The organism is Coleofasciculus sp. E1-EBD-02, assembly GCF_040218245.1.
Lineage (GTDB): Bacteria > Cyanobacteriota > Cyanobacteriia > Cyanobacteriales > Coleofasciculaceae > Coleofasciculus.
In genome coordinates, this window is record NZ_JAVJQN010000057.1 from 21,805 (window position 1) to 46,189 (window position 24,385).

19 protein-coding genes are annotated in these 24,385 nt (G+C 46.3%); 4 read left to right on the forward strand and 15 right to left on the reverse strand.

Annotation, left to right across the window (positions count from 1 at the left end):
- Window positions 1-25: 25 nt before the first annotated feature.
- The 11 genes from RIC07_RS09765 to RIC07_RS09815 form a co-directional block, all read right to left on the reverse strand.
- Entirely contained in the window at window positions 26-382 is a 357-nt protein-coding gene (locus RIC07_RS09765) for a hypothetical protein (protein ID WP_446394345.1), read from the reverse strand.
- A 290-nt stretch (window positions 383-672) separates the two neighbouring features.
- Window positions 673-2,109, reverse strand: a complete 1,437-nt coding sequence (locus tag RIC07_RS09770; RefSeq protein WP_446394346.1) for a SagB family peptide dehydrogenase — start codon at window positions 2,107-2,109, stop codon at window positions 673-675.
- 251 nt (window positions 2,110-2,360) lie between these two features.
- The gene (locus tag RIC07_RS09775; RefSeq protein ID WP_446394347.1) at window positions 2,361-4,601 is read right to left on the reverse strand and encodes a TOMM precursor leader peptide-binding protein; all 2,241 of its coding nucleotides are present in this window, start codon (window positions 4,599-4,601) and stop codon (window positions 2,361-2,363) included.
- 219 nt (window positions 4,602-4,820) lie between these two features.
- On the reverse strand, window positions 4,821-5,399 hold the full coding sequence (locus RIC07_RS09780) for a Uma2 family endonuclease (RefSeq protein WP_446394348.1): 579 nt from the start codon (window positions 5,397-5,399) through the stop codon (window positions 4,821-4,823).
- 14 nt (window positions 5,400-5,413) lie between these two features.
- On the reverse strand, window positions 5,414-6,181 hold the full coding sequence (locus tag RIC07_RS09785) for a YebC/PmpR family DNA-binding transcriptional regulator (protein ID WP_446394349.1): 768 nt from the start codon (window positions 6,179-6,181) through the stop codon (window positions 5,414-5,416).
- 33 nt (window positions 6,182-6,214) lie between these two features.
- Window positions 6,215-6,430, reverse strand: coding sequence for a hypothetical protein (locus tag RIC07_RS09790; RefSeq protein WP_446394350.1), 216 nt, complete (start codon window positions 6,428-6,430; stop codon window positions 6,215-6,217).
- Window positions 6,431-6,463: 33 nt separating this feature from the next.
- A complete protein-coding gene (locus tag RIC07_RS09795; protein WP_446394351.1) occupies window positions 6,464-7,558 on the reverse strand; it encodes a hybrid sensor histidine kinase/response regulator in 1,095 nt (364 codons plus the stop codon).
- 122 nt (window positions 7,559-7,680) lie between these two features.
- Entirely contained in the window at window positions 7,681-9,405 is a 1,725-nt protein-coding gene (locus RIC07_RS09800) for an EAL domain-containing response regulator (protein ID WP_446394352.1), read from the reverse strand.
- Window positions 9,402-11,645: a PAS domain-containing sensor histidine kinase gene (locus RIC07_RS09805; RefSeq protein ID WP_446394353.1), complete on the reverse strand. Its 2,244-nt coding sequence runs from the start codon at window positions 11,643-11,645 to the stop codon at window positions 9,402-9,404. The genes RIC07_RS09800 and RIC07_RS09805 overlap by 4 nt, the downstream gene beginning before the upstream one ends.
- Entirely contained in the window at window positions 11,614-11,769 is a 156-nt protein-coding gene (locus RIC07_RS09810) for a hypothetical protein (protein WP_446394354.1), read from the reverse strand. Before RIC07_RS09810 ends, RIC07_RS09805 begins: the two co-directional genes overlap by 32 nt.
- A gap of 61 nt (window positions 11,770-11,830) precedes the next feature.
- The gene (locus RIC07_RS09815; RefSeq protein WP_446394355.1) at window positions 11,831-12,205 is read right to left on the reverse strand and encodes a response regulator transcription factor; all 375 of its coding nucleotides are present in this window, start codon (window positions 12,203-12,205) and stop codon (window positions 11,831-11,833) included.
- Window positions 12,206-12,605: 400 nt separating this feature from the next.
- On the opposite strand from RIC07_RS09815, the gene RIC07_RS09820 reads away from it, so the two are divergent.
- On the forward strand, window positions 12,606-13,445 hold the full coding sequence (locus RIC07_RS09820; RefSeq protein ID WP_446394356.1) for an SDR family oxidoreductase: 840 nt from the start codon (window positions 12,606-12,608) through the stop codon (window positions 13,443-13,445).
- Between the two features lie 472 nt (window positions 13,446-13,917).
- Here the strand turns inward: RIC07_RS09820 and RIC07_RS09825 are convergent, their stop codons facing one another.
- From RIC07_RS09825 to RIC07_RS09835, 3 genes are all read right to left on the reverse strand, one after another.
- Window positions 13,918-14,100: a hypothetical protein gene (locus RIC07_RS09825; protein ID WP_446394357.1), complete on the reverse strand. Its 183-nt coding sequence runs from the start codon at window positions 14,098-14,100 to the stop codon at window positions 13,918-13,920.
- Window positions 14,101-14,158: 58 nt separating this feature from the next.
- Window positions 14,159-14,752, reverse strand: a complete 594-nt coding sequence (locus RIC07_RS09830) for a hypothetical protein (protein ID WP_446394358.1) — start codon at window positions 14,750-14,752, stop codon at window positions 14,159-14,161.
- A 113-nt stretch (window positions 14,753-14,865) separates the two neighbouring features.
- Entirely contained in the window at window positions 14,866-18,987 is a 4,122-nt protein-coding gene (locus tag RIC07_RS09835; protein WP_446394359.1) for a response regulator, read from the reverse strand.
- A 708-nt stretch (window positions 18,988-19,695) separates the two neighbouring features.
- On the opposite strand from RIC07_RS09835, the gene RIC07_RS09840 reads away from it, so the two are divergent.
- The 3 genes from RIC07_RS09840 (at window position 19,696) to RIC07_RS09850 (ending at window position 23,935) form a co-directional block, all read left to right on the forward strand.
- Window positions 19,696-20,181 carry a hypothetical protein gene (locus RIC07_RS09840; RefSeq protein ID WP_446394360.1) on the forward strand — a complete coding sequence of 162 codons (486 nt, stop codon included), beginning with the start codon at window positions 19,696-19,698 and terminating at the stop codon, window positions 20,179-20,181.
- Window positions 20,182-20,789: 608 nt separating this feature from the next.
- The gene (gene ldpA, locus RIC07_RS09845; protein WP_446394361.1) at window positions 20,790-22,028 is read left to right on the forward strand and encodes a circadian clock protein LdpA; all 1,239 of its coding nucleotides are present in this window, start codon (window positions 20,790-20,792) and stop codon (window positions 22,026-22,028) included.
- Between the two features lie 191 nt (window positions 22,029-22,219).
- Window positions 22,220-23,935, forward strand: a complete 1,716-nt coding sequence (locus tag RIC07_RS09850) for a R3H domain-containing nucleic acid-binding protein (RefSeq protein ID WP_446349997.1) — start codon at window positions 22,220-22,222, stop codon at window positions 23,933-23,935.
- Here RIC07_RS09850 and RIC07_RS09855 read toward each other — a convergent pair.
- The gene (locus RIC07_RS09855; RefSeq protein WP_446394362.1) at window positions 23,923-24,156 is read right to left on the reverse strand and encodes a hypothetical protein; all 234 of its coding nucleotides are present in this window, start codon (window positions 24,154-24,156) and stop codon (window positions 23,923-23,925) included. The two genes, RIC07_RS09850 and RIC07_RS09855, sit on opposite strands and share 13 nt — an antisense overlap.
- Window positions 24,157-24,385: the final 229 nt, after the last annotated feature.

The following is a 24,385-nucleotide window of genomic DNA, read 5'->3' on the forward strand; positions in this document are numbered from 1 at the left end:
GGATTACTATAGTAGTTTGGGAAAATCATAAAGTTATTCTACAGTCACCCTCTTCGCCGTCGGCGACAGGATAATTAGAGTTTTGATTGTTAGTCCAAGACTGTATCGGTTGATCCGTCAGTCCCATTGGCTTGGAGGGGAGAGGAATTTCACAAACTACATTACCGTCTTGACCAGGAACTTTGTTAGTCATTGTTCCTACTAAGGTGTTGTTAATCACTTCAAACTCTACACCACTGGGAATCGTTAACCCGTTCTCTTCTAAAACAGGATTTGTCTTCGAGAGAAATTGCGATTTAAACTGTTCATCTACCCATGTCTGGGCAATAATCTTGGACAAAATCTTTTGAGTTGCTGGATTATTCTTTACCAAAACTGACATTGTTTTTCTCCTATTATTCCAAGAATCTAGTCAAGGGAAGTAATGATAGTCAACGTAGCGTGAAAGGCTGTTAGTCTAACAAGTATTCCTAGAAACCGGGTTTCTCGTGAGGATGACAACGTAATATAAACCTTTCACCCAAAGAAACTCGGTTCCTTGACCGATGTCCTAGGGACTCTTGTTTCCCTTAAATCCGCTACGCCAAGTTATAGTTATATTAATATACAATGCTTATTTTATCTATGCAAGAGGGTCGGGGAAATTAAATCAGTCTGGATGGTATCATTCGGCTAATATACAGATGGGCTACCCAGAATAAACTCGCCGACTGAAGTTTCCCGATAATAATCTGTTCCCACTGTCGCCGCAAACAAATCAGAATTGCCACAGCCGATCGCGCAAGGTGCCAGATTCATCGCTGTTGCTACCAGATACATCGTTTGCATTAAGGAACCGACATCTTTGAGGATGAGAGAGTAAGCAGCAGATTCGTAAACCCAAGCCATTCGTTGGAACCGGGCTGCAAATACTAACAAAATCTGGGATGTACAAGCTTTGCCAGTTGCAAAATATGCCTCTTCTAACAGCGCCTCCACATTCTCATTCCTGCCCGTCAATCGACAAAGCTGATGAGATTCAGGACGATAATGATAAACTCCAGAGTCTAGATTATCACAGGTATTCGCGATCGCATACAATTCTAACTCATATCGACCACCACTATTGGCATAGGGTCTGTGGGTGCATTCCCCATAATCCTTCGCCGTAATTCGCTTATTCCGAGTGCAGCGATACAGAAATTCCCCCAATTGCTTCACGGTTATCGGCTTATCGCTATAACTCCGAATCGATTTCCTCTCCTCAAGTACCCAAGTAAAGGAATAATCCTCCGCCTTGAGTTTCTCGATATCCGGCTGATACAACTCAATAATCTCATCGGACATCCTAGATTGAATCATCGGAGGCTGGGGAATCTTATCCAAAAAGCGGAACGTTTTCCCAGAATCATTGCTATGTCTCCCCTTGCGACTTCTGGCGTGAAACAGCAAATCGTGAAACTCCCAGGATATGAGCGAATGACTCTCATCCTCCTCAATTTTGCCATTATCCTGCACAACACCCAGCATTTGACTACTCAAGAGCAAACTGAAAAATAATTGTACTGTTTCTGGCGTCAATCCAGGTATCCTTTGACACAATTCCTCCCCGGTTCTCGGTTGCGCTAATTCAGAAACCAGTGCAGCGCCGCGCCAATCGGCTAAACTAATTTGGGCGTATGATAAAGGAGATTCCAGGATTAGCTGATTGTCCTGTTTATGACAGTAGGCAAAACGCGAGAGAGTATATTGTTGTTCAACTGTCGCCGATTGAACCTGAAACCTTTTAAACGGATAAATCGGAACTCGTGTAGCGATAGGAAACCCATCCCCAACAACCGTATGACAAATCCACCCTAACTGAATAAACTGATTCAGATAATAATAAAACGTTGCCAATCTCTCAAACCCATCAGATTGGAGAACACTATCACTCAGACTCTCCTCTGTTCCCCCGGCTGTCGATAAACTATTTATCGCACTTAATAATCCCGGCGATACCTGTTCCAGATTCAGCGTATACTGAGGGAGATTACCCTTAATACGGGTTGACTGAATCATCATGCTATCGCGCGACTCTTCAGTTACAGTAATATCCTTACGAAATGACAGAATAAAAGGAAGTGACATAAGGCATTAATCGGGTTCGTAGTTGCACTTGTAGTTGCGCTTGTAGTTGCGTAGTTGCGCTTGTAGTTGCGCTTGTAGTTGCGCTTTAGCGCCGGTTCAACGTTCCTATCCCCACCACAAAATCAGTTGGACACACATTATTGGGCGCACATCTATCATTGGTGTCAACTTAAACGGAAAACCCCCTCACCCCCAGCCCCTCTCCCAACCAGGGGAGAGGGAAGCAAGAAGGAAGCGGTTGCCCCCTACAATCACAAAAACATAGGAATCGGATTAAGCTGAGACTCCAGCAACGGTTGAGACAACCAGCCCAATTTTACCGGAACATCATACAACCGTCCAAACGCCAATCGCCGCCAAAAATGACGCAATCCCGGCACAATCACCTTAACCACAGGCAAACCAATATCCAGACGAGTCTGATCTAAAACTAACACCTCCAAGCCCTGCTTTCCAGCAATATTAACACAACTCCTCACATCGTCCGCCAAATCCTCGCGTCCCATCCGGGAATAATCACCATAACCCTTCATCTTCACCCTCGAATCAGGAACCAGATAGGGCTGATTGGCAATCGTCGCCCTTTGCCACCAATCCAACGCCACTGGATCATTAAAACGATACGCCGTTGTTCCATCATCCGCCACCGATAACACAGCCGGAAGCACCTGATTCATCTCCGTTATCGCACGTAATAGCGCAATTTTCGGGTCAAAATGAGCGCCGAAACCGAAGACAATATCTTCAATCTCACGATTAACTCGTCGAGAAATCGCCGTAAACGTCGGCACATTCAAATCCGTCGTTATATCAATCACCCACATCTCCCGATCAATTGAGCGATAATACTCAACCACCTCCGCTAAATACGGGTCATCAAAACTCGCTAAATCGACCCCTGGACGCTGCACCCGATTATACCACCACAACGCCACTCCATCCCGTTCTACTAACTCCATAAACCCTTGCAAAATTGCCTCTTCTACCGTATTCCCTGCCGCTGCGCCATTAGAATTTGCCCAACAATAGGGATTTTGTTCTCTGGGATAGCCGTAATAACAATAAGCCGTAGGAAGATATTTAAACTGTTGATGGGTTAATGACCAAACAGGCGTCCAGTCTAATTCCTGTTGCGGATCAAAGGGTTCGGGAACCTGTTGACTTGGCGTCGCTTGTTCATTACTTTCCTGACGATTCTCATACTGCGCTTCACTATAAAGCATACAGTGATTCGGATGAATCGCCCGATCGCCTAACTCCTGATAACATCCCCTTTGGCGAATCTCATCCCCTTGAAATATGCCACAATAGCGCTCAATCGCTTCACATAACGCACTCGCTTTTGCCTGACTATCGGTTTTCCCTTTCCCGCCACTTTTCCCGCGCACGGTTTGCCGCAAAAAGTAGAGAGGGTCAAACATCATGGCAAAGTTGTGTCCCGCATAATAACTGTGAATCACCCCATTGTCTGTCAGTTTTTTCGGGTGTAATGTATGTACAACTCCCGTAATCGGACTCACATGATGCTGGTATTTTTTCAGCGTGGCTTCTGGTGAGACAGAACGGTGTCCGCCATCCTGGGTAAAGGTTTTCCTCTGACTGTTGAGATAGATAGGAGATGGGGTTTGGTTAAACTGTTGCGGATTGCCACAGCAGGAACATTGAGGACGCTGAACTAAGGTATGGGTTTCGGTGTTTAGGGATAGGGTATCTACTGTAATAATTTGTCCCGTAACTTGGGGATTTTCGCCTTGGACAATCCATTTAATCAGTTCCGTCGCCGCCAGATTTAATCCGGTTTGCCAGGTGGAGGGGAGGAGGGCTTTGGCGGTGGGAAAAAGTGATGCCTTTGGGTTTTGGTTTTGGATATAGGTTTCCACCGGGCGATTGGTGCGTAACCGTTGCGCTAAACAGTGCCAACATCCAGTTTTTCCAGGTAGAAATAGGGGTCCTAGCCAGAGGGTTGTCCCGATGGGTTTGATTAATAGCCAAGGCTGTTGGTTTTGCCAAGCTTGGTGGTTAATATCAGCGAGTTCAGGGCGCAAATAGTCATCGGTGACAACTAGGGTTAAATCACCGTCTTTCCCCAGGTTTAGGGAGAGGGATTCCAGATGGGTTTTTATGTCTGGAACCGAACAGGTTGCCAAGGATTGCACCGATACGGTTGTGGTTTGTAAGCGATGCCATGCTGAGATGGGATTAACGGGTAAGGTTGCTAGAAAAGCGGCGATTTCGGATGAGATGTGATGCTGGGCTTCGACAATATACCCCTTTTGTTCCATTAACATGAGGGCATAATAAATTTCCGCTGCTGAGGCGGTGTCTTGTAGTTGTTCAATAATATCGTCAACGGTTTGTCCGGTGAGTAAGGGGGTTAATTGGGTGTAAAGCTGTCCGCTGAGGGCAAAGGATTCCTGTTCTGAGATTAAAAATACGGTGGAATCGAGAATTTCAATATGAAAATAGGGTTTAATTATGGGTTTATTGATCATGATAGGGGGTTAAGTGAGTGGTGGGTTATGGCGGATATCTACTGAAATCGTTATTGTTGATACCTCCTGCCCGATAAAATAGGGCTAAAGCCCTTACTACAAACTGTCTGGATTAAATACCGCCTAACCCACCCTACGATTTTATTTGTCGGTGGGGTTGATGTCTCATGCCTGATAAAATAGGGCTAAAGCCCTTACTACAAACGACAAACTACAAACTTATTCAGAGATACCGCGTTTGAATTCGCGGGTGGCTTCAACTTTGGATGCCATCATCAGACACCGAGACAGTAGGTTAATATCAAGATTGGGTAGAACGTGCGATCGCGTGATCCGTTTATATCCCGATTCCTGCAACTGGTACATTCTGAGTACACCATCTTCCCAAAACCATACGTCTGGAACCCCTAATGCTTTGTAGCGGGTTAACTTTCGTTCGCCGCCACTGGTAAAAACCACTTCAATCGAGAGGTTAGGGGTAGTCGCTGTTGAACTACCGATGGCAAAGGATTCGTCAGCTTGGGCGGAAACGTCCTCAGATTTCTCTTTAGTACAACTCCCTAATGGGTTGAATTCGATTTCGTTCTCCAGAAAATACAGGATTAGCAAACCGGCAATCATGCGGCTGATTGATTCATGATCTGGGGAAACGGTCAAGATTTCAACCTCTCCTTTGTAGTAAGCCAGCCGTATTCCCGGAGAGTCGGCAAAACTTTCCTGTAGTAATTTAAACTGTTGCCAACTCATTCCAGAATGGACGAACCGTTGGGCTTTGGGGTGTAAGAGTGCCTGTGTCATGGTTGATCCTCGTCTCACGCCATCGTCAACGACACCAAATCATCTGCCATTTCAAAATTGGCGGTGACGTTCTGCACATCATCCAACTCATCTAGGGCATCCATTAATTTTAGGAGCGATCGCGCCACATCCGGATCAGTAATTTCTATGCTATTCCCCGGTATCCAACGTAACTCAGCATCGCGCACGCTGAAGCCTTGATCCTGTAAGGTTTGATTTAGGTGTTCTAGATTGGTGACTTCGGTGACAACTTCCACCCCCGGTTCCTCGTCGTCTTCAATCCACTCATAAGTTTGGGCACCACCAGTTAGTGATGCTTCCAATAGCCGATCCTCGGACACCTCTCCGGCTACCGTTACCACTCCTTTTTGTTCAAACATCCAACTCACACAACCCGTTTCCCCCAGATTTCCGCCATTTTTAGTAAACGCCGATCGCAAATCTGCCGCCGTGCGGTTACGATTATCGGTAAGGGCTTCAATTAGAATTGCCACACCTCCAGGACCATAGCCCTCATAGCGAATCTCTTCCAGGTTGTCACCACCACTATCAAACTGACCTGACCCTTTCGCGATCGCCCGGTCAATATTATCATTGGGAATACCCGCCGCCTTCGCCTTCTCAATCGCCGTGCGTAACCGGAAATTCCCATTCGGGTCAGGAACGCCGCTACGGGCAGCTACAATGATTTCTCGTGAGAGTTTGGCAAAGGTTTTCCCCTTCGCCGCATCCACTCTCGCCTTCTGGCGCTTAATATTTGCCCATTTACTGTGTCCTGCCATAACTGAAACCAAAATCGGTCGAATCCCGCTTCCCTAGGGTAGCTTGGTCATTCGTCTTATGTCATTTATTAGGGAACGGGGAACGGGGAACAGGGAACAGGGAACAGGGAACAGGGAATAGGCAATAGGCAATAGGCAATAGGCAATAGGCAATAGGCAATAGGCAATAGGCAATAGGCAATAGGGTAATGGGCTATAGAAATTTTGTCTCCCATCTCCCCCATCTTCCCCAGCTTCCAGACGTAGCATGCTACGTCTCTACATTGCTTCCCCTGTTCCCTTTTAAACAGGAAGAAGAACGCGAACGGTAGTGTGTTGATTGGGTATGCTATCTATCGTTAAAGTTCCCCCCAACAGTTCGATTAACCGCTTACTGATACTCAATCCCAATCCTGAACCTTGTTGGGCATAAAGTTTACGTTCAAACTGCTGATACGCCCCCAACTTGGTAATTTGTTCCCGACTCATCCCCCGTCCGCGATCGCTAACTGATAAGGCGTAGAATGATTGATTGGGAACCGTCCTCCCCATCACCGAAACCGGAGTGCCAGCCGTCGAATATTTAAACGCATTATCCACTAATTCTTCTAGGATTTTCTCCAGCCGAGTTTTGGCTATTTGTAGACTGGAATCATGCACCTCAAGAGTCACATCAGCGTCTCGATTCCTGCGTTTCGCCATCTGCCAAACCGTTGCTTCAATCACCGAAGCCGCTGAACTGATTCGAGAACTACGTAAGGCTTGAATCCGATTCGCATCAGTCACCGTGAGTTCTAGTTCGGCGTAGAGTAAAAAGTTTTGAATCAGTCGATGTAATCGTTCGCCGGACTTGCGGATGCTTTCCGACATTTCCTTAATTTCCTGCCGTTCCAGGGTATCTACTTCTTCCACTAATAACTGGGAAAATCCCAGAATATTCGTTAGCGGCGATCGCATTTCGTGGGGGAGAGACAGGCTGATACTGGTGCGTAACTGGTCGAGTTTTTGCGTTTGTTGTTCCTCAATTATCGCTTGTTTTTGTAACCGGGAGGCAATGGCATTCAGTAATTCATCGACACTAAAGGGCTTGGTAATATAATCATCTGCCCCTAGTTCCATCCCTTGACGCAAATCCGTTTTATCGGTTCGGGCGGTGAGAAACATAAATGGAATGGTTGCAGTTACAGGATTTTTCCGTAATGTGTTTAAGACGCCAAACCCATCTAATTTGGGCATCATCACATCACATAAAATTAAATCCGGTTGATACTGCTGCACTAAATCTAATCCCGCACAACCATCGCCAGCGCCGCAGACTTCAAAATCCTCGGCTTCCAGCAATTCCATGAGATTTTCCCGGACGGCTTCTTCGTCTTCGATAATTAGAATTTTTTTCATGGTTTGTATTAACATTTTTTACCAAACTAAAAACTCCTTCGGGGCGGGTTTAGTCGCATCTGGGTGAGGGAAGAAAGGATAGTTGTAAAACCCGCCCCTACATTCGGAAACATCAGGTGTCCTCAAACGGATGAAAGATTTACCCCCGCTAAAGATTTTCCGCTGAATAATAAGGATTCAAACGCTTTGGCGGGCAAAGGCTTACTAAACAGATACCCTTGCATTTTATGACAGTGATGCTGCACCACAAAGGAAAGTTCCGCATCCGTTTCCACCCCTTCCGCCACTAATTTTAAATCCAGCGTATTTGCCATTTCAATAATCGCTTGGGTAATTGCCGCCTGACTCGGATTATCCTGAATATTGCGAATAAAGCAGCGGTCAATTTTCAAGGTATCAAAGGGAAACTGCTGTAAATAGCTTAAAGACGAATACCCTGTGCCAAAATCATCAATGGCAATCTCCACACCCAGCGCTTTTAATGCCTGTAAGCGGCGAATCGCTACATCGGTATTTTCCACCAGCATACTCTCGGTTAATTCTAATTCTAAATACTCCGGGCGCAATCCGGTTTCGGTGAAAATCTTGACTAATCGATGACGCAAGTCTAATTGTTGAAATTGACGCCCGGATAAATTGACGGCAATTTTTAAATGAGGATAACCCATTTTTTGCCAATGGCGAGTTTGCTGGCAAGCGGTTTTTAATACCCATTCCCCAATCGGCAGGATTAATCCCGTTTCTTCTGCTAGGGGAATAAACTTAATCGGAGAAATCAGTCCCCGTTCGGGATGTTCCCAGCGCAAAAGGGCTTCCGTACCGATGATTTTGCCTGTTTCCAAATCAAGTTGCGGTTGATAGTAAACCTGAAGTTCATCTCGTTCTAAGGCATAGCGTAAACTCGTTTTTAAAGCGACCCGATCTGAGGTTCCTTTACTTAAGGCAATCGAGTAAAACTGATGACAATTTCCTCCCTGTTGCTTTGCCTGAAACATGGCTTTATTAGCCTGGTTTAGTAACTGTTCAATATCCCTGCCATCACGGGGATAGAGTGCCATACCAATACTAGCGGTGACAAAAATTTCTTGGTCATCAATGGCAAAAGTTTGGGAGAATTGTTCTAAGAGAGTTTGGGCAACGAAAACTGCATCTTTTTTATGGGGGGTTGTGGGCAGAATAATCGCGAATTGACCGCTGCCTAATCGTGCTACATAATCCTCAAAGGTGACTCCGTTAACTAAACGTTGGGCTACCGCTTGTAATAAGTGATCGCCTACACTATGCCCTAAGTCGTCATTAACTTGATTAAATCGGTCTAAACCGACACACATAATCGTCATTAATTGCTGGCTATGCGTCGATTTTATCTGTTTAAATTGTTCCCGTAACGATAACTGATTAGGCAAGTTAGTTAAGGAGTCATGATGCATTAAATAATCGAGTTGATCCTTTGCTTGCTCAAGTTCGCTACGATACTGCTGCTGCTTTTTAAACCGAGTCGCGATCGCGCCCAGTAATTCTGCCCGGGTAAAGGGTTTGGTGAGATAATCATCTGCCCCTAATTCCATCCCTTGTCGAAAGTCGGCTTTAGCCGCTTTAGCGGTTAAGAAGATAAAAGGTGTGGTGGCAAATGTTGTCTCCTGACGCAGTGTTTTTAACACAGTATACCCATCCAATCCCGGCATCATCACATCACAAATAATTAAATCCGGTTTCTCGACTTTGGCTAAATCGATCCCTTTATAACCATTCGTTGCGCCAATTCCAGTTAATCCTTCGGCGTCCAAGAGTTCTAAGATATTTTCCCGGACGAGTTCTTCATCTTCAATGACTAGAATCTTTTTCATGAGTTTAATATAGGTAAAGTAACGGTTACTGTAGTGCCAAACCCGATGATACTATTAATGTGGATATCACCTTGATGAATATCCACACATTTTTTAACGATGGCGAGTCCTAATCCGGTTCCTGGAATCGTGCCAACGTTGGTTCCCCGATGGAATGCTTCAAATATTCGGTCTTGATCTTCTGGGGGAATACCAATGCCGCGATCGCGAATTTCCATGATAATTTGTTCGCGATTCCCTTTGAGTTTAACCTCAATCGCTTGTTCTGGGGATGAATACTTAATTGCATTGCTTAACACATTCTCTACAATCTGCTGGAGTAATTGCTTATCGAGATTTATTTCTTGGGCATTAAGGGTCGGTTGCCACTCATAACTGATGTTAATACCAGAGAGTTCGGGCTGATTAAATTGTAGGTCTTTGGCTAATGTGGCACAAAATACTTCCAAATCAATCGGTTCTGGGGTTAAGCTAATTTTCCCTGCATCTGCCTTACCTAAAATTAATACATCATTTAATAATTTTGTCATATATTTAACCGAGGTTTGAATTCGATGCAGATGCATCAGTTGTTTCTCATCTGACCATTTATGACGATAATGTTCCAGTAACTCGGCTGAAGAGTGAATCGTAGTTAGAGGGGTGCGAAACTCATGAGACGTTACCGTAATAAAGCGTGACTTTAAATCACTCAATTCCTTTTCTTGTGCCAAAGCATTGAGGATTTCCGCTTGAACTCGTTGGCGTTCCGTAATATCCTCGGCAATTCCGGCAATCCTTGTCGTAATTCCCGCCTCATTCACCACCGGAAACGCCCGTACTCCCATCCAACGTACCGAACCATCGGGGCGAACAATCCGATATTCTTCCTGGAAATTCTCTTCCCCTAGGAACTGTTTTCGTAACGCTTGCGCCACGCGATCGCGATCTTCAGGATGAATGGATTCTAACCAAGATGAAGGGTGTTCATATAAACTTTTAGTCGAACGTCCCCATACCTCCTGATACACTGGACTAATATAGATCATCTGGCTAAAATCAGGGGTGGTTAAAAAGAAGACTTCGCGAATATTTTCCGTCAGTTGACGTAACTGTTCTTCGCTGGTGCGGAGTTGTTCCTCCACCCGTTTTCTCTCGATAATTTCGGCTTGAAGAACATCATTCACTTTCCTTAACGCCGCCGTGCGTTCTTCCACGCGCATTTCTAAAGCATCATTCACTTGTTCTAGGCTGAGTCGCATTTGCACCCGATCCGTGACATCTTGGACAATCACCGAAACTTCTTCAAACCCACTAGCAATAATTCGCGCTTCAAAATTGCGGGCTTTGCCATTCACCCAGAGTTGATATTCTACCCGTTGAATGGTTTTCGTTTCCAGTGCTTGTTCAATATGTTCCCAAATTAATCCCGCCACTGGCGTCGGCAGAACTTGATGTAAATGTTTACCGATAATATCGGCGGCGGGAATAGGAAGCGTGTCGGTTTTTGTGCCATAGCAATCTAAATAAATCCCCGCACTGTTAATCCGAAACAAAGCATCGGGGATAATTTCTAAAAGGGCGTGGTTTCGCGATTCCGCCCGATTTAAGGCGGCGATAACCTGCTGGTGTTTTTGCTGTTGAATGTGGTACTCTTGTTCTTGTTGAATGTGATAGAATACCATCGCCCATTGAGACGCGATCGCACAGACACAATCAATTTCCGCCTGACTCCACTGGCGTTGCGCTTGCGTCGCCATCAGACTAATCGCCCCAAAAAAGGATTGACGATGACAAAGGGGTAGAATTAACAGGGGTAAACTGGAAACCCTCTGCCATTCTTGGATTGGCGCTGGGGGGGGTTCATCCGCGATCGGAAAAATCAGTGGTTTTCCCTGAATTAGCCAAGTATAATATTTCCCGTAGAACTCACAAATTAGCCGAGAGGATGAGTCATCTACAGTTCCCTTTCCTCGCAGTAGTTGATACAGGTTTTCTTGTCTTTTTTTTCCCTTTACCTCTCCCTCAAAGGGTGTCTTAATCGGTTCAAAGTCTGATACTATAAACATCAGACAGGAATCAACGTCTAGAACGTGGCGCAATTGATCCACCGTCGTTTGCAGCCCATCTTGGGGAACACCGTTCCCTTGGCTTACTTGGGCAATCTGCTGCATAATTGCCACTTGTAGGGTTAACAGATGATTCTCCATTGTCCCCAGTTCATTAGCGTTAATTGATAGATGCTTGGATGAGATAGCCATAAGTCATGAATGGATGAAACATAAAAGGTTTGACATTGGCGAATCCTAGAATAAACGTTATCTGGTTAATTTCCACCTCCAAACCATCGGATTGAGTCAAAATTGTAGGGGCGGGTTTAGCCATTAAAACGACTTGTCACCAATACATGAACAACAAAACCCGCCCTGCCTCACCGATAAATGAACTACCGATGAATCATCCCAACATGAGTCGCGATCGCATCCAGCAATTCTGCCAAGGTAAAGGGCTTAGTTAGATAGGCATTTGCGCCCAAATTCATCCCTTGCTTAATATCAGTTTTGGCGGCTTTAGCGGTGAGAAATAAGAACGGAATATTAGCCGTCTTACCTTGAGAACGCAAGGCAGAAAGAACCCCATAACCATCCATTTCTGGCATCAGTACATCGCACAAAATTAAATCCGGATCATGTTGTTGTGCCAGATGCAAACCCTTCTGTCCATTTTCCGCGATAATCGCATCAAACCCTTCTGCGTCCAGCAGTTCCAGAATATTCTCGCGTACAGAATCCTCATCTTCAATCACTAAAATTTTAACCATTGTTGCTCTCCTTAAAATGCCTAACCTGTATTAACGTGTTTAAAAATATGGCTACAATCATGACAGCGATAATCTCCTTATCTATAACTCAACCCATTCCGGTTTCATCTCCTGAAAATGGATCAGAAGACTGAGAGAACCCAGCGTTAAATGGGGGGTTTACTGTCCACTTTGATAAATTGTTGCATAGTGATTCTGATTAGTCCTCGTGGAAAATACGGGGTGTGAACCTGGGTTCAACATTTCATCTCCGTAAATTCACCTTGAAGGGGGTGGGTATCCTGAGTAAAACCGTTGTAGAGACGTTGCATGCAACGTCTCTACCCTCTGGAAGGAAATACGCGATCGCATTGCTCTATTCCCGGTTCTAAGGTACAGTATCCAGAGAGGATAGAGCATCATGACTTCACCAACAGCCAGAACTCAAGAACGGGTACTCGTCGCCGGAGCCACAGGCGGAGTGGGACAATTAACCGTCGCCAAACTCCTAGAGAAAGGGTTTCCTGTGCGCGTACTTACCCGCAACGCCGAAAAAGCCCGGACGATGTTTGATAACCGGGTAGAAATTGCTATTGGCGATATCCGTCAGCCAGCTACTCTCCCCGCCGCCACTCAGACTATTACTCACATTATTTGTTGTACTGGAACTACAGCCTTACCCTCTAATAAATGGGATTTCGACACAATGGATCAAGGGGAGGGGTTAGGAAATTTAATTGAATGGGGTAAAATTTATCTGGATGCCGACTATCGCCGCACTCATGCTCGCAATAGTCCGGAACAAGTGGATGCTCAAGGGGTGAGTAATTTAGTCAATGTTGCACCCAAGGATTTAAAGCGATTTGTGTTTATCTCCTCCTGCGGTGTTTTGCGGAAAGATAAACCCCCCTTCAATCTTTTGAATGCTTTCGGTGTACTGGATGCTAAAGAAAAGGGGGAATCAGCTATTATTAATTCAGGATTACCCTACACAATTATTCGCCCCGCACGGCTCATTGATGGCCCCTACACTTCCTATGATTTAAACACGCTATTGAAGGCAAAAACCGACGGCAAATTAGGTGTGGTTGTGGGGACAGGCGATACCCTAAACGGTGAAACCAGTCGAATTGATGTAGCCGCCGCCTGTGTGGAATGTATTGATCATCCGGTGACAGAGGGGAAGGTTTTTGAGTTAGTGAATAAAGGCGCAAGACCCGCTAAAATTGATTGGACAGCATTATTTTCTGGTCTGGAATAGTTGAGACGTTTAAGGTGCGTGTTTTTTACTGTTATGGGTGAGATAGGGCAGGTTTTGTTTTTCATTGATGGATAATATGATGTCCGGCAAATCACCCTTAATAAAAAAGCCCGAAACCCTTGCGGTTAAAGCATTGCTATTATGGGCAATTCACCGGACTTGATATAACAAGCTAGCGTTAGTCCCTAAACCCGCCCCTACATCAGCTAAAGCACGGACTTTAGAGACAGATAAGGGAGTGACTTGGAATTACATCGTTTTATTTATCTGCTATTTAGGGATTAATTGTGTTTAAAATTTCGGGTCTTCCGGACTTAGTGTGCTAAACTATCAGTTTTAATAGCCAAAGAGTAAGCTAAATAAGGACTGTAGCCTCTAAGCTACTCAAAACGACTTGAAATCCGGGTCTAAATGGTTGAAGCTCTTGCTGTCCAAGATTTTGGACTTTCCAACTAACAATTTAGCACACCAACTACGGAAGACCCATTTTTTCTCTATTAATATATTCGTCTTTGACTGCTAGTTCAAAAGTGGGAAAAGGATAATTTTCTTGGGGTATTGGAGTAATGGCAATATCTACTTGATCACCTTCTTTAATATTTTCAGGTAAACGTTCTAATAGAATAATTGTTTGTCCTTGTATGTAACCTTTCATAATTTATTGCAAAATAGAAAATCTAAGCTTCTGTGAAAATTATTTAAGTTTAAATTGACTACCTTCCTGTCCACAATGCCAACCCACCACCGCGTCCTCTTGCAGCAATTGCCCATTTTTCGACAATAAAATAGCTAAAAAATGCCTTATCTTTTAACGGTTTATCATAAAAAGAAGCCTCTCGCTCTTGACCGCCGCGAATATATCCGTTATACAATGTTAACCCAAATAATGACACGTTCATACGGGTGAAATCAAAAGCCAGGATATTCTTTGTGGCAAAAAACTGAGTCGGTCCAGTGACAACCAGTTGCAGAGATCCCAGTTGTACTGAATTTACCACTGTTCCTTGCTCTTGACTGGCTTCTGAGGGGGAGTAGGATAACTGAATCTTCACCCATTTGGGCAAAAACCGCCCTGCACCCAAAACCACGCCAGCACGCTGACGAGAGCGTTTAGTTCCGGTGATAAACCCTAATCGCCATGTTCCCAGTAACTCGGAATAGCTATGGCGTACTTTTGTCTGTTTGGCTGTCTTCTCAGCGGTTAACAGCGCCTCAACCACAGCCTTTGATTCAGGGGGTTGGGCAGAAGGCGTGGTTAAATATGCGATCGCTTGATCAAGTGTCGGATCAGTTAAGTCTGTGGTCATAACGATTACTATACCAAAAGAGTGGAATAGTTGTAGGTTGGGTTTCGACTTCGCTCAACCCAACGACTTCGCTCAACCCAACAGAATCTAGGGCTAAGGTTCCCTACTACGAACTAAGGTTCGGGTTTGTGTTCTAATAAAACTGTTTTCACGGATTCATATTCAACCTTAATCTGGGATAATAACGCGGCTGTCACTTCAAGATTCTCACTCTTCGCCTGAGCTTCTAACTCCTGACACAAATGAGCTAGACGGGTTGCTCCTAGCATCGCACTGCTGGATTTCAATGTATGAGCGGTTCGCGTCACCAGTTCGGTTTCTCCCTGGGTAATCCCATCGGACAAGTCTTGTAAGAGTTTAGGCGCATCCTCTAGATAGCGGGTAATCACTTCGGCTAATACCTCCTCTTGGTTGAGCATCTCACGTAATTGTTGAAAAATTACGGGATCAAACACGGCTTTATCGGACAGATCCAATCCCGCCACCGTGGTACTATCCGATGGGGTTGTATCAACAGAACTCCCAGAGGCTTTAATTTCCTCTTCCTCTGCTTTCTCTGCTTCCCCTGCTCCCCCTGCTCCCCCTGCTCCCCCTGCTCCCTCTGCTCCCCCTGCTCCCCCTGCTCCCTCTGCTCCCCCTGCTCCCCCTGCTCCCTCTGCTCCCCCTGCTTCCCCTGCTCCCCCTGCTCCCCCTGCTCCCCCTGCTCCCTCTGCTTCCCCTGCTCCCCCTGCTCCCCCTGCTCCCTCTGCTCCCCCTGCTTTCTTTAACGCCTCAACCAATTCCTCAATACGGATGGGTTTGCTGATATAATCATCCATACCTGCCTCGATGCACATTTCGCGATCGCCTACCATGGCATTAGCAGTCATAGCGATTATTCGCGGACGTTGTGATTGAGTATCCTCATCCAAATCAGACGACGCTTGACGAATCTGCCGAGATGCCTCTAACCCATCCATTTCTGGCATCTGTACGTCCATAAACACCACATCATAAGGCTGACGCTGTAGCGCTTCCAAGACTTCTAACCCATTCCCGGCTACATCCGCTCGATACCCCATCCGTTGCATCAGATGCAGCGCTACCTGCTGATTCACTGGATTATCTTCCGCCAGTAAAATCCGTAGGGGTAACCGTTCACCCATCTTGGCGTCAATGTCTGGTTTCTTAGCGCTGTGGATTTTCACCTTAATCGGTATCCCCGCCATCGCTTGCATCAGCACATCACACAGTTGAGACTGTTTAATCGGTTTAGTCAGAAACCCCGCAAACGTCTGCTTCACATCAGGTGTATCGACTTGCAACTCACCCAGAGACGAGAGCATCACCAGAGGCAGCGTTTGACAACCGGGAACTTTACGGATTTTTTGCGCCAATGTCACCCCATCCATCTCTGGCATCTGCATATCCAGAATTGCCAAGTCAAACCGTTCTCCCTGATGCAGCCAATCTAAGGCTTGAACCCCTGATTGTGCCGCATAGCATTCCATTCCCCAAACTTGAGATTGGCGCATCAAAATCTTACGATTGGTGTCATTATCATCAACAATTAGTAGTCGTTGACCATCGAGTTCCAATCGACAAACCTGATTCGTATTCTGCTGGGTACTCGGATCAGCCGGAACCACCAACGTGAAGTAAAAGGTTGAACCCACTCCATCTTGACTTTCTACCCACATTGTCCCACCCATCATTTCGCACAATTGCTTACAGATGGCAAGTCCCAATCCTGTACCACCATATTTGCGGGTGGTTGAGGAGTCTACTTGACTGAAGGGTTGAAATAATCGATTTAATCGTTCTGGAGGAATACCAATTCCGGTATCCTTAACCGCAAATTGAATCCGATAATGAGGGGTAGCCGCCGAGGGAGTAATCCGTGGAGTTAGGCTAGTTTTTGTTTCCAGGCGATCCCATTGTTCATAGTCGAGTTTCTCGGCGTTAACGGAAACAATCACTTCCCCCGATTGGGTAAATTTAACCGCATTACTTAACAGATTCACCAGAATTTGCCGTAAGCGGGTTACATCACCAATAATCATTCGGGGAGTTTGAGGTGTGATTTGATAGGCAAGTTCTAAGTTTTTATCAGTGGCTTTGGCGGCTAACAGATCCAAACAATTTTCAATACAAACTTGCAGATCAAAGGAGACTTCTTCCAACTCCAGTTTGCCGGATTCAATCTTGGAGAAGTCGAGAATATCATTAATAATGGTGAGTAAGGTATCGCCACTATTACGAATTGTGGTGACAAATTCCTGTTGTTGAGAGGTTAACTGCGTATCCAAAAGCAGTCCAGTCATACCAATCACCCCATTCATCGGCGTGCGAATTTCATGACTCATCGTGGCGAGGAATTCACTTTTAGCCCGAGTCGCCGCTAAAGCCGCATCGCGAGCTTGTGCCAGTTCTTGTGCCGCCTGTTGACGCTCAATTTCGCCACCAATCCACTGCGCCATCAGTCGTAACAGTTCAATTTCGATGTCTTTGAATGGCGTTTGTCGGGGGGTGAGACTGGCGAAACAGAGCGTACCATACAAGTCTCCAGCGACAACCACAGGGACACCGATATAGGCTTCGACTTGGAAAACTTTGAAGCCGGGGTGATTGTGCCACTGGCTGGTGCTAGCGGATAAGATACAAAGGGGTTTTTTGGCGTGTACGATTTCGCCGCAGTAGGTTTGTTTCAGGTCAAGAGTGACGCCTTTGAAGCTCAAATTATTGGGCATTTGGGCGGCGATGATTTCATAACGCCCGTTCTCGGTGTCAATGTTTTCGATATGAGAGAGGATACCGACATCCAGATTAAACTGGCGGCGTCCCATGGTTAGTAAGTTTTGCAGCTTTTGCTCAAAGTCAGAATTTTGTCCGGTGGTGACTTCGTATAAGGCGCGAATTATGGCAGCATTTTCGCGCAGTTCTTGTTCAATGTGTTTGCGTTGAGTAATATCAATGGCAATGCCTAGAATTGCGGGTGTTGCTGAACCCGTGACATAAAAGGGAATGCGGGTGGTTTGCACGATGCGGATATTCCCGTGAGCATCGGGAACCCGTTCCTCTGGGATGTGTTTGGGTTGTCCCTGTTGGATAATTTGCCGTTCTTCTTCGCGAATGCGGCGCAGTTGTTCGGGGGATTTAATAAAGTCCTCGTCTTTGTGGTTGAGCAGATGTTCTACTGTTGTCCCGTAAGCATCCGCGATCGCTTGATTGACTAAGATAAACTGTCCATCTAAATTTTTGGCGAAAATAAAGTGAGGCACTAGATCAATGATTTGGCGTAGCTTTTGCTCACTAGCTTGTAACTGTTCGGCGGCTTGCTTGCGATCGCTAATATCTTCGACGGAGCCTTCATAGTACAGCAATACCCCATTCCCATCCCGCACCGCACGAGTATTTTCACTAATCCAGATAATACTCCCATCTTGGCGATATACTTGGGACTCGAAGCTGGAGACAGAACCCTGTTGATGAATTAGGCGTTTAAATTCAGCCCGTTGGTTTTGATCCACGTAGAGTTGATGTTCCCCATTCGTGAGTCGGCTGATCAAGGCTTCGGAAGAGGGATAACCATAAATCTGAGCCAGAGCCGGGTTAGCACTAAGATACCGTCCATCGGGGGTGGTTTGGAAGATCCCCCAACCCGCGTTTTCAAAGATACTGCGATATTTTTCTTCGGCTTCAAACAGGGCTTCGGCGACTTGGATACGTTCTGTGATTTCCCGCTCTAACTTCTGATTCACCTGTCTCAATTCCTTGGTGCGCTCATTCACACGCTCCTCAAGTTGAGCATTCAGACTACGCACCTCGGCTTCTGCTTGCTTGCGATCGCGGATTTCAATTTCCAACGCCTGATTCGCCGCTTGTAATTGAGCGGGGCTGGGTAGCGCCAAGGCTTGGGGAATCAGCGGAATCAGAACTAACGCCGTGTAACAAGAAACCAGAGCCGTAAACGCTTTAATCAAGCCAGAGAGCCAATAATCTGGAAACCAAAGTGTCCAGACTCCCATAGCATGAGTCATTCCACAGGCAATAATAAAAGCACCAAATAAGAAAAATACTCTGGGAAACGGGACATCCTCTCGCTGACTAACAAAGTAAAGCAGAGTAACAGGAATTGAAAAATAAGCCAGCGCGATTAAGGCGTCAGAAATAACATGTAGGGAAACTAAATTCGTTTGCCACAAGTAGCAATGACCGTGAGGAATATACAACAGTGTTGTTAATAAATCTGGCATTGTCAGTCCTTCAATAATCCAGCAGATTGACTCGCTGATCAATCAAGAGTTTTTGCCGTGAGCAGAGCAAAGTTTGAGTTCCCTCCCCTTGACAAAGGGAGGGTTGGGGAGGAGTCCGTCTCAAGGTATTGGAGATCTCAATTAGTTTGATCCTGCCCCTAGTCTACTTGTCTAGTCTGCCCATTCTTATCCGGCTAATGCACAGGTCGATCCGTGAGTTGATCGAATTCCGTTTCCTGTAGAAAATGGCAAAAGATTAATAGCTAACGGTAAATCATCCATTTCTCTCTATTTATTAGCACAACCTGTAAGAAATCTTTATCCCTAACACCTTATCTATAATAGATGCTTTGGCTGGGCAAGCAGGGAAGCAGAGGTGCGGAGGGATACCAGGTGGAAGGACAAGGAAATGTCGTCGGGGCAAGGCATTGCTCATCCGTGTTAACTTAAGCTCAACCCCCCAGCCGCTCTCCCCAAGGGAAAAAATTCGCTAAACCCTGGCTAGATCAACAATGCAGCATTGATGACACGTTAAAATAATGTAATCAAAGATCCTCGCCAACGTTACGGATATCACTATCATAGTTGAGAAAGACTAATATTCACGCTGTTTGCAATGAAAGGAGAATCAATCAATCGTCCAAACGCTGAACAGGTCTAAGTTTTCCGTCTGCGTTATTTACCAACCCGCCTGAAGAGGATATTCTGATGAGTCAGTCCTCCGATAAAACACCGAATCCCAATCCAAACACTAACACATCTTTAGCTACTGGGGCGGCTATTTTGGCAGGGATTTGCCTGTTTGTCATTACTCGTGAGGGATGGAAACAAGCCAATAAGGGATTGATTAGTATTTTTCTCGTGGCGTCAACCAGTGCCTTATTGTTTCGAGAAATTCCCCGAATTTTTAAGTATGAAGAAAACTTTAGGGATAATTTTCGCCAATACCAAGAATATGTAGCGTTGAGAAATAAGATTTACAGTTTTTTGGCGACGGGAACAGTAATCACCGAAACACCCAAAATCATTCAGCAGTTTGATCGCCCTAACGTGGATCAGTTTATTTTATCGGTTGACCAACAATTAGCTCAACTGCATAAAATCCACATTGGCTTTAATCGGGAAAGACTTGATGCGCTGGGGAATTCGCCAATCTTAGATATTCCGGAAGAGTCATTGGATGGGGATGAATAGTAAAAATCTGTTTATGTCTATAGAGGTACAGTCTTGCCATGACTCTATCACTCTATTGTCACTCTGGGATATTGGGGACTTGCAGCTTAACAATATCATGTCCGGTTGAATACCCATAATTACGGTGATGGGTTGAGGGGTTGAGGGGTTGAGGGGGAGTAGCTTTACAGAATCTTTAACCTTTTCTCCCTGAACTTTACCGAAACTTCATAGATCTAGCCCTGGGATTACAGTAATCTTTTTAGTGTAGTAGAGAGTTAAGGTTGACTCCGCCAAATGAACAGAGCGGGGTCTTTTTGTGGGAATCAGTAGAGATGCCCCATGGCATGTCTGTACTGGATCAACCGGATTCATTAATGTTACAAAACTTAAACGTGAAATTCAGGTTCATTCATGTCGGAGATGAGAAACACCCCCGTCGGGATTCACTCCCCAGATTTAGGGGAACTGCCAACTCAACTGCCTAGATATGGCGACATTAACCGATCAGTGTCGCGATCGCAGGGGTAGCATCCCCACCTTAACCCTAAACCCTAGGGCTGATTATCCCCCAGGTTTCTTGAGAAATAAATCTCCCCATTTTTGGCACAAGGAATTAGCATATAAGGGTGACTAAACTGTACACTCCCTTACAATCCCTAAGGGAAGGTCGCTGGTTCAAGCTCATCTGTGGCGCTAGTTTTCAGCACCTCCCTGCCGTTCGTAACCTCACCTTGGCGTATACTCTAGCTGGGGCTGATTGTATTGATGTGGCAGCTGACCCTGCCGTAATTGCGGCGGCAAAGACAGCCTTAGGGGTGGCGACAAGTCTGGTGGAGTCCGGTCAAGCACAAGGCATGGGATACAGTAACCAACCCTGGTTAATGGTCAGTTTAAATGATGGGGAAGATCCCCATTTTCGCAAAGCTGAATTTAATCCCAATGCTTGTCCTCCAGACTGTCCTCGCCCTTGCCAAACGATTTGTCCGGCTCAAGCCATTGTCTTTGAGCCACCGCCAACTCCGCCGGAGTCCCTAAAACAGGCGAAACCTGACCAACCCCTCACCTATCCTCACTCGCCCAAGGGATTCTCCGGTGTTATTGATCAACGCTGTTATGGCTGCGGACGTTGCTTACCCGTTTGCCCCAGTCAACTGATCTATACTCGCTCCTATGTATCCACCCCCACAACGTTAGCGGAACTGATTCTTTCAACGGGCGTTGATGCTTTGGAAATTCACACCCAAGTCGGGCATTTTACCGATTTTAAACGACTCTGGGGCGCGATCGCTCCCTGGATGCATACCCTGAAGTTGTTGGCTATCAGTTGTCCAGATGGTGAGGGCATGATTGATTATCTCTGGGAACTTTATCACCTGATCACGCCCTTACCTTGTCCCCTCCTCTGGCAAACCGATGGCAAACCCATGAGCGGTGATATTGGTACAGGAACCACGCGCAAAGCCGTGAAACTGGCACAAAAGGTGTTATCCGCCAACTTACCTGGATACGTGCAACTGGCGGGTGGAACCAATCACCATACCGTCAGTAAACTCAAAGCAGCAGGACTCCTCAACCCTGGAACCCCAGAAGACGCTACCGCTAACCCCATCCAGCCCTTTGTCGCGGGTGTGGCTTACGGAAGCTATGCCCGGGTATTACTGGCTCCAATTTTAGACCAACTCGATCAATACCATGAAGCAAATCATAATATCAATTTCCAAGCATTTCCATTATCATCAAGGGCAAACCTGGAAAATGATCCGCATCGGCTGGCAAAAGCCGTGGCTCTAGCCCATTCCTTGGTGTCTCCACTGAAGTCTGTGCCTAAGCCTGTTCAACCCGAACTCAGTAGGTTCTGTCAATAGTCCTCAAACCCTTACATAAACAAAGGACAAAGGACGAATGACAAAGGACGTAGCTTGCTTCTCAAGGGAGCGAGTATGACATAAGACAAATGACGAATGACAAGCCTATGGTGAATGCCAACGGGATGAACCCATCCCATCCCCAATCGTTATCCAATCAAGCCTTATCTAACACCACCAATTTAGCTGGGATGCAGATTACTGAGGATCTCCAAAAATTACTCGCTATTTTGCCAGAGGATATTCGCCAAATCCTGGAGCAACACCCCCATCGCGACAATTTAATTGAAGTGGTGATGGATTTGGGTCGATTTCCTGAGGTGCGTTTCCCCTCTGGTGCCGAATATCTGTCCGAAACCCCCGTCACCGCTGAACAATTAAACTATTGTGTTGAGCGGGTTGGGCATTTCAGTGGGGATAATCGAGCCGGACTGGAGAAAACCTTACACCGGATTAGCGCGATTCGCAATCGCCCCGGCGACATTATCGGGTTAACCTGTCGCGTCGGACGAGCGGTGTTTGGCACTATTGGTCTGATTCATGATCTCGTCGAACGGGGTCAATCAATTTTGATGTTGGGGCGTCCAGGTGTGGGCAAAACGACGGCGTTACGCGAAATTGCCCGGGTGCTGGCAGATGATCTGCAAAAACGGGTGGTAATTATTGATACCTCCAATGAAATTGCTGGCGATGGCGATATTCCCCATCCTGCCATTGGTCGAGCTCGGCGGATGCAAGTGTCGCGTCCAGAACTTCAGCATCAGGTGATGATTGAAGCGGTAGAAAATCACATGCCGGAAGTGATTGTCATTGATGAAATTGGCACCGAACTCGAAGCCCTCGCCGCTCGCACGATCGCAGAACGGGGGGTGCAGTTGGTGGGAACAGCCCATGGAAACCAAATCGAGAATCTGATTAAAAATCCTACGCTCTCCGATTTAGTCGGTGGGATTCAAGCCGTAACTTTGGGTGATGATGAAGCCAGACGCCGAGGTTCTCAAAAGACGGTATTGGAACGCAAAGCCCCGCCCACGTTTGAGATTGCCGTGGAAATGCTGGAGCGTCAGCGCTGGGTAGTGCATGAGAGTGTGGCGGATACCGTGGATGCGCTACTGCGGGGACGCAAACCGAATCCCCAAGTGCGGACGGTGGATGAGCAGAATAAGGTAATTATTACCCGTGAATTCCCCGATGCACCCGCTCCCCTGGAGCGCCGTACCCAGTCCGGTTTAGTGGCACAACCAAGTGGCTGGCGTTCGTCGGGACAGATGCAACCACTATCGCGTTCCTCATCATCGGCTGCGGCTCAAACCAGTTATTTTGATCAGCTGCTTCATGATTCTTGGCAACAACCCAATTCCGTTGGCGAGGTTATAGACACGATTGGACCCAATGGTGAAGATTTGCCCCTCCATGTCTATCCGTATGGGGTGAGTCGCCATCAAATTGAGCAGGTGATTCGGGTGCTAAATTTACCCGTTGTCTTAACCAAGGACATGGATAGCGCCGATGCCATTTTAGGCTTGCGATCGCATGTTAAAAGTCACTCGAAACTGCGCTCAATTGCCCGCTCCCGGCAAATCCCAATTCACGCCGTTAAAGCCAGCACCGTTCCCCAAGTGAGTCGCGCCCTGCGGCGGATGTTGGATATGGATGATCCTGGAGTTCCCGATGCAGCGGATTTGCGGTTGTTTACCCAAAGTGGCAGTGATGATGAGATTGAGGCGCTAGAAGAAGCCCGGTTAGCCGTGGAGCAAATCGTGATTCCTAATGGACAGCCCGTCGAATTACTGCCGCGATCGCCAAAAGTGCGAAAGATGCAGCACGAACTGGTGGAACACTATCGCCTCAAGTCCGATAGTTTTGGTGATGAACCCAATCGCCGCTTGCGAATCTACCCCGCTTGAGGGCAAGGGGTAGGAGTGGAGCAAGAGGATAGCGTGTAGAGTAGCTCACGAGACTCTTGCTTCACCCGCTCTTCCATCACCGCTTGCTGCAATTGGATAAACGCTGTAAAGTCTTCCCAGTCGTACTTGTTCGCTAAAAGCTGACGCAATTGGTCTTCAGCTTGTAGGGTCAGGTAGCCAGTCTTTTCCGCTTCTTGAACAATTTCGCGAATTAATCTCATTAGTGAATCTCCAGCGTTAATCGGTAGGTTAAAGTTGTGCCAGCAAAAATGCGGCGAGGGTCCCACGCTTGTACCGATAGGTCAAGCGCTGGAGGAATCGCCGCCAACAAATGAAAAGGCGAAGCCATCCGCTTTATGAATAGTGTTGAGATATTTGCAATGAGTATCAAATTGTTTACCTCCATTTTTTGGATACAATGCGAAACTTGGCTTGGTTCTAATGGCTATA

Coding starts and splice junctions, on each gene's coding strand:
- RIC07_RS09770 (WP_446394346.1), bottom strand. CDS start 2,109: ATGTCACTTCCTTTTATTCTGTCATTTCGTAAGGATATTACTGTAACT.
- RIC07_RS09810 (WP_446394354.1), bottom strand. CDS start 11,769: ATGGCTAAACCCGCCCCTACAATTTTGACTCAATCCGATGGTTTGGAG.
- RIC07_RS09800 (WP_446394352.1), bottom strand. CDS start 9,405: ATGAAAAAGATTCTAGTCATTGAAGATGAAGAACTCGTCCGGGAAAAT.
- RIC07_RS09795 (WP_446394351.1), bottom strand. CDS start 7,558: ATGAAAAAAATTCTAATTATCGAAGACGAAGAAGCCGTCCGGGAAAAT.
- RIC07_RS09785 (WP_446394349.1), bottom strand. CDS start 6,181: ATGGCAGGACACAGTAAATGGGCAAATATTAAGCGCCAGAAGGCGAGA.
- RIC07_RS09775 (WP_446394347.1), bottom strand. CDS start 4,601: ATGATCAATAAACCCATAATTAAACCCTATTTTCATATTGAAATTCTC.
- RIC07_RS09835 (WP_446394359.1), bottom strand. CDS start 18,987: ATGCCAGATTTATTAACAACACTGTTGTATATTCCTCACGGTCATTGC.
- RIC07_RS09780 (WP_446394348.1), bottom strand. CDS start 5,399: ATGACACAGGCACTCTTACACCCCAAAGCCCAACGGTTCGTCCATTCT.
- RIC07_RS09830 (WP_446394358.1), bottom strand. CDS start 14,752: ATGACCACAGACTTAACTGATCCGACACTTGATCAAGCGATCGCATAT.
- RIC07_RS09855 (WP_446394362.1), bottom strand. CDS start 24,156: ATGAGATTAATTCGCGAAATTGTTCAAGAAGCGGAAAAGACTGGCTAC.
- RIC07_RS09840 (WP_446394360.1), top strand. CDS start 19,696: ATGAGTCAGTCCTCCGATAAAACACCGAATCCCAATCCAAACACTAAC.
- RIC07_RS09825 (WP_446394357.1), bottom strand. CDS start 14,100: ATGAAAGGTTACATACAAGGACAAACAATTATTCTATTAGAACGTTTA.
- RIC07_RS09820 (WP_446394356.1), top strand. CDS start 12,606: ATGACTTCACCAACAGCCAGAACTCAAGAACGGGTACTCGTCGCCGGA.
- RIC07_RS09790 (WP_446394350.1), bottom strand. CDS start 6,430: ATGCTACGTCTGGAAGCTGGGGAAGATGGGGGAGATGGGAGACAAAAT.
- RIC07_RS09850 (WP_446349997.1), top strand. CDS start 22,220: ATGCAGATTACTGAGGATCTCCAAAAATTACTCGCTATTTTGCCAGAG.
- RIC07_RS09765 (WP_446394345.1), bottom strand. CDS start 382: ATGTCAGTTTTGGTAAAGAATAATCCAGCAACTCAAAAGATTTTGTCC.
- RIC07_RS09815 (WP_446394355.1), bottom strand. CDS start 12,205: ATGGTTAAAATTTTAGTGATTGAAGATGAGGATTCTGTACGCGAGAAT.
- RIC07_RS09805 (WP_446394353.1), bottom strand. CDS start 11,645: ATGGCTATCTCATCCAAGCATCTATCAATTAACGCTAATGAACTGGGG.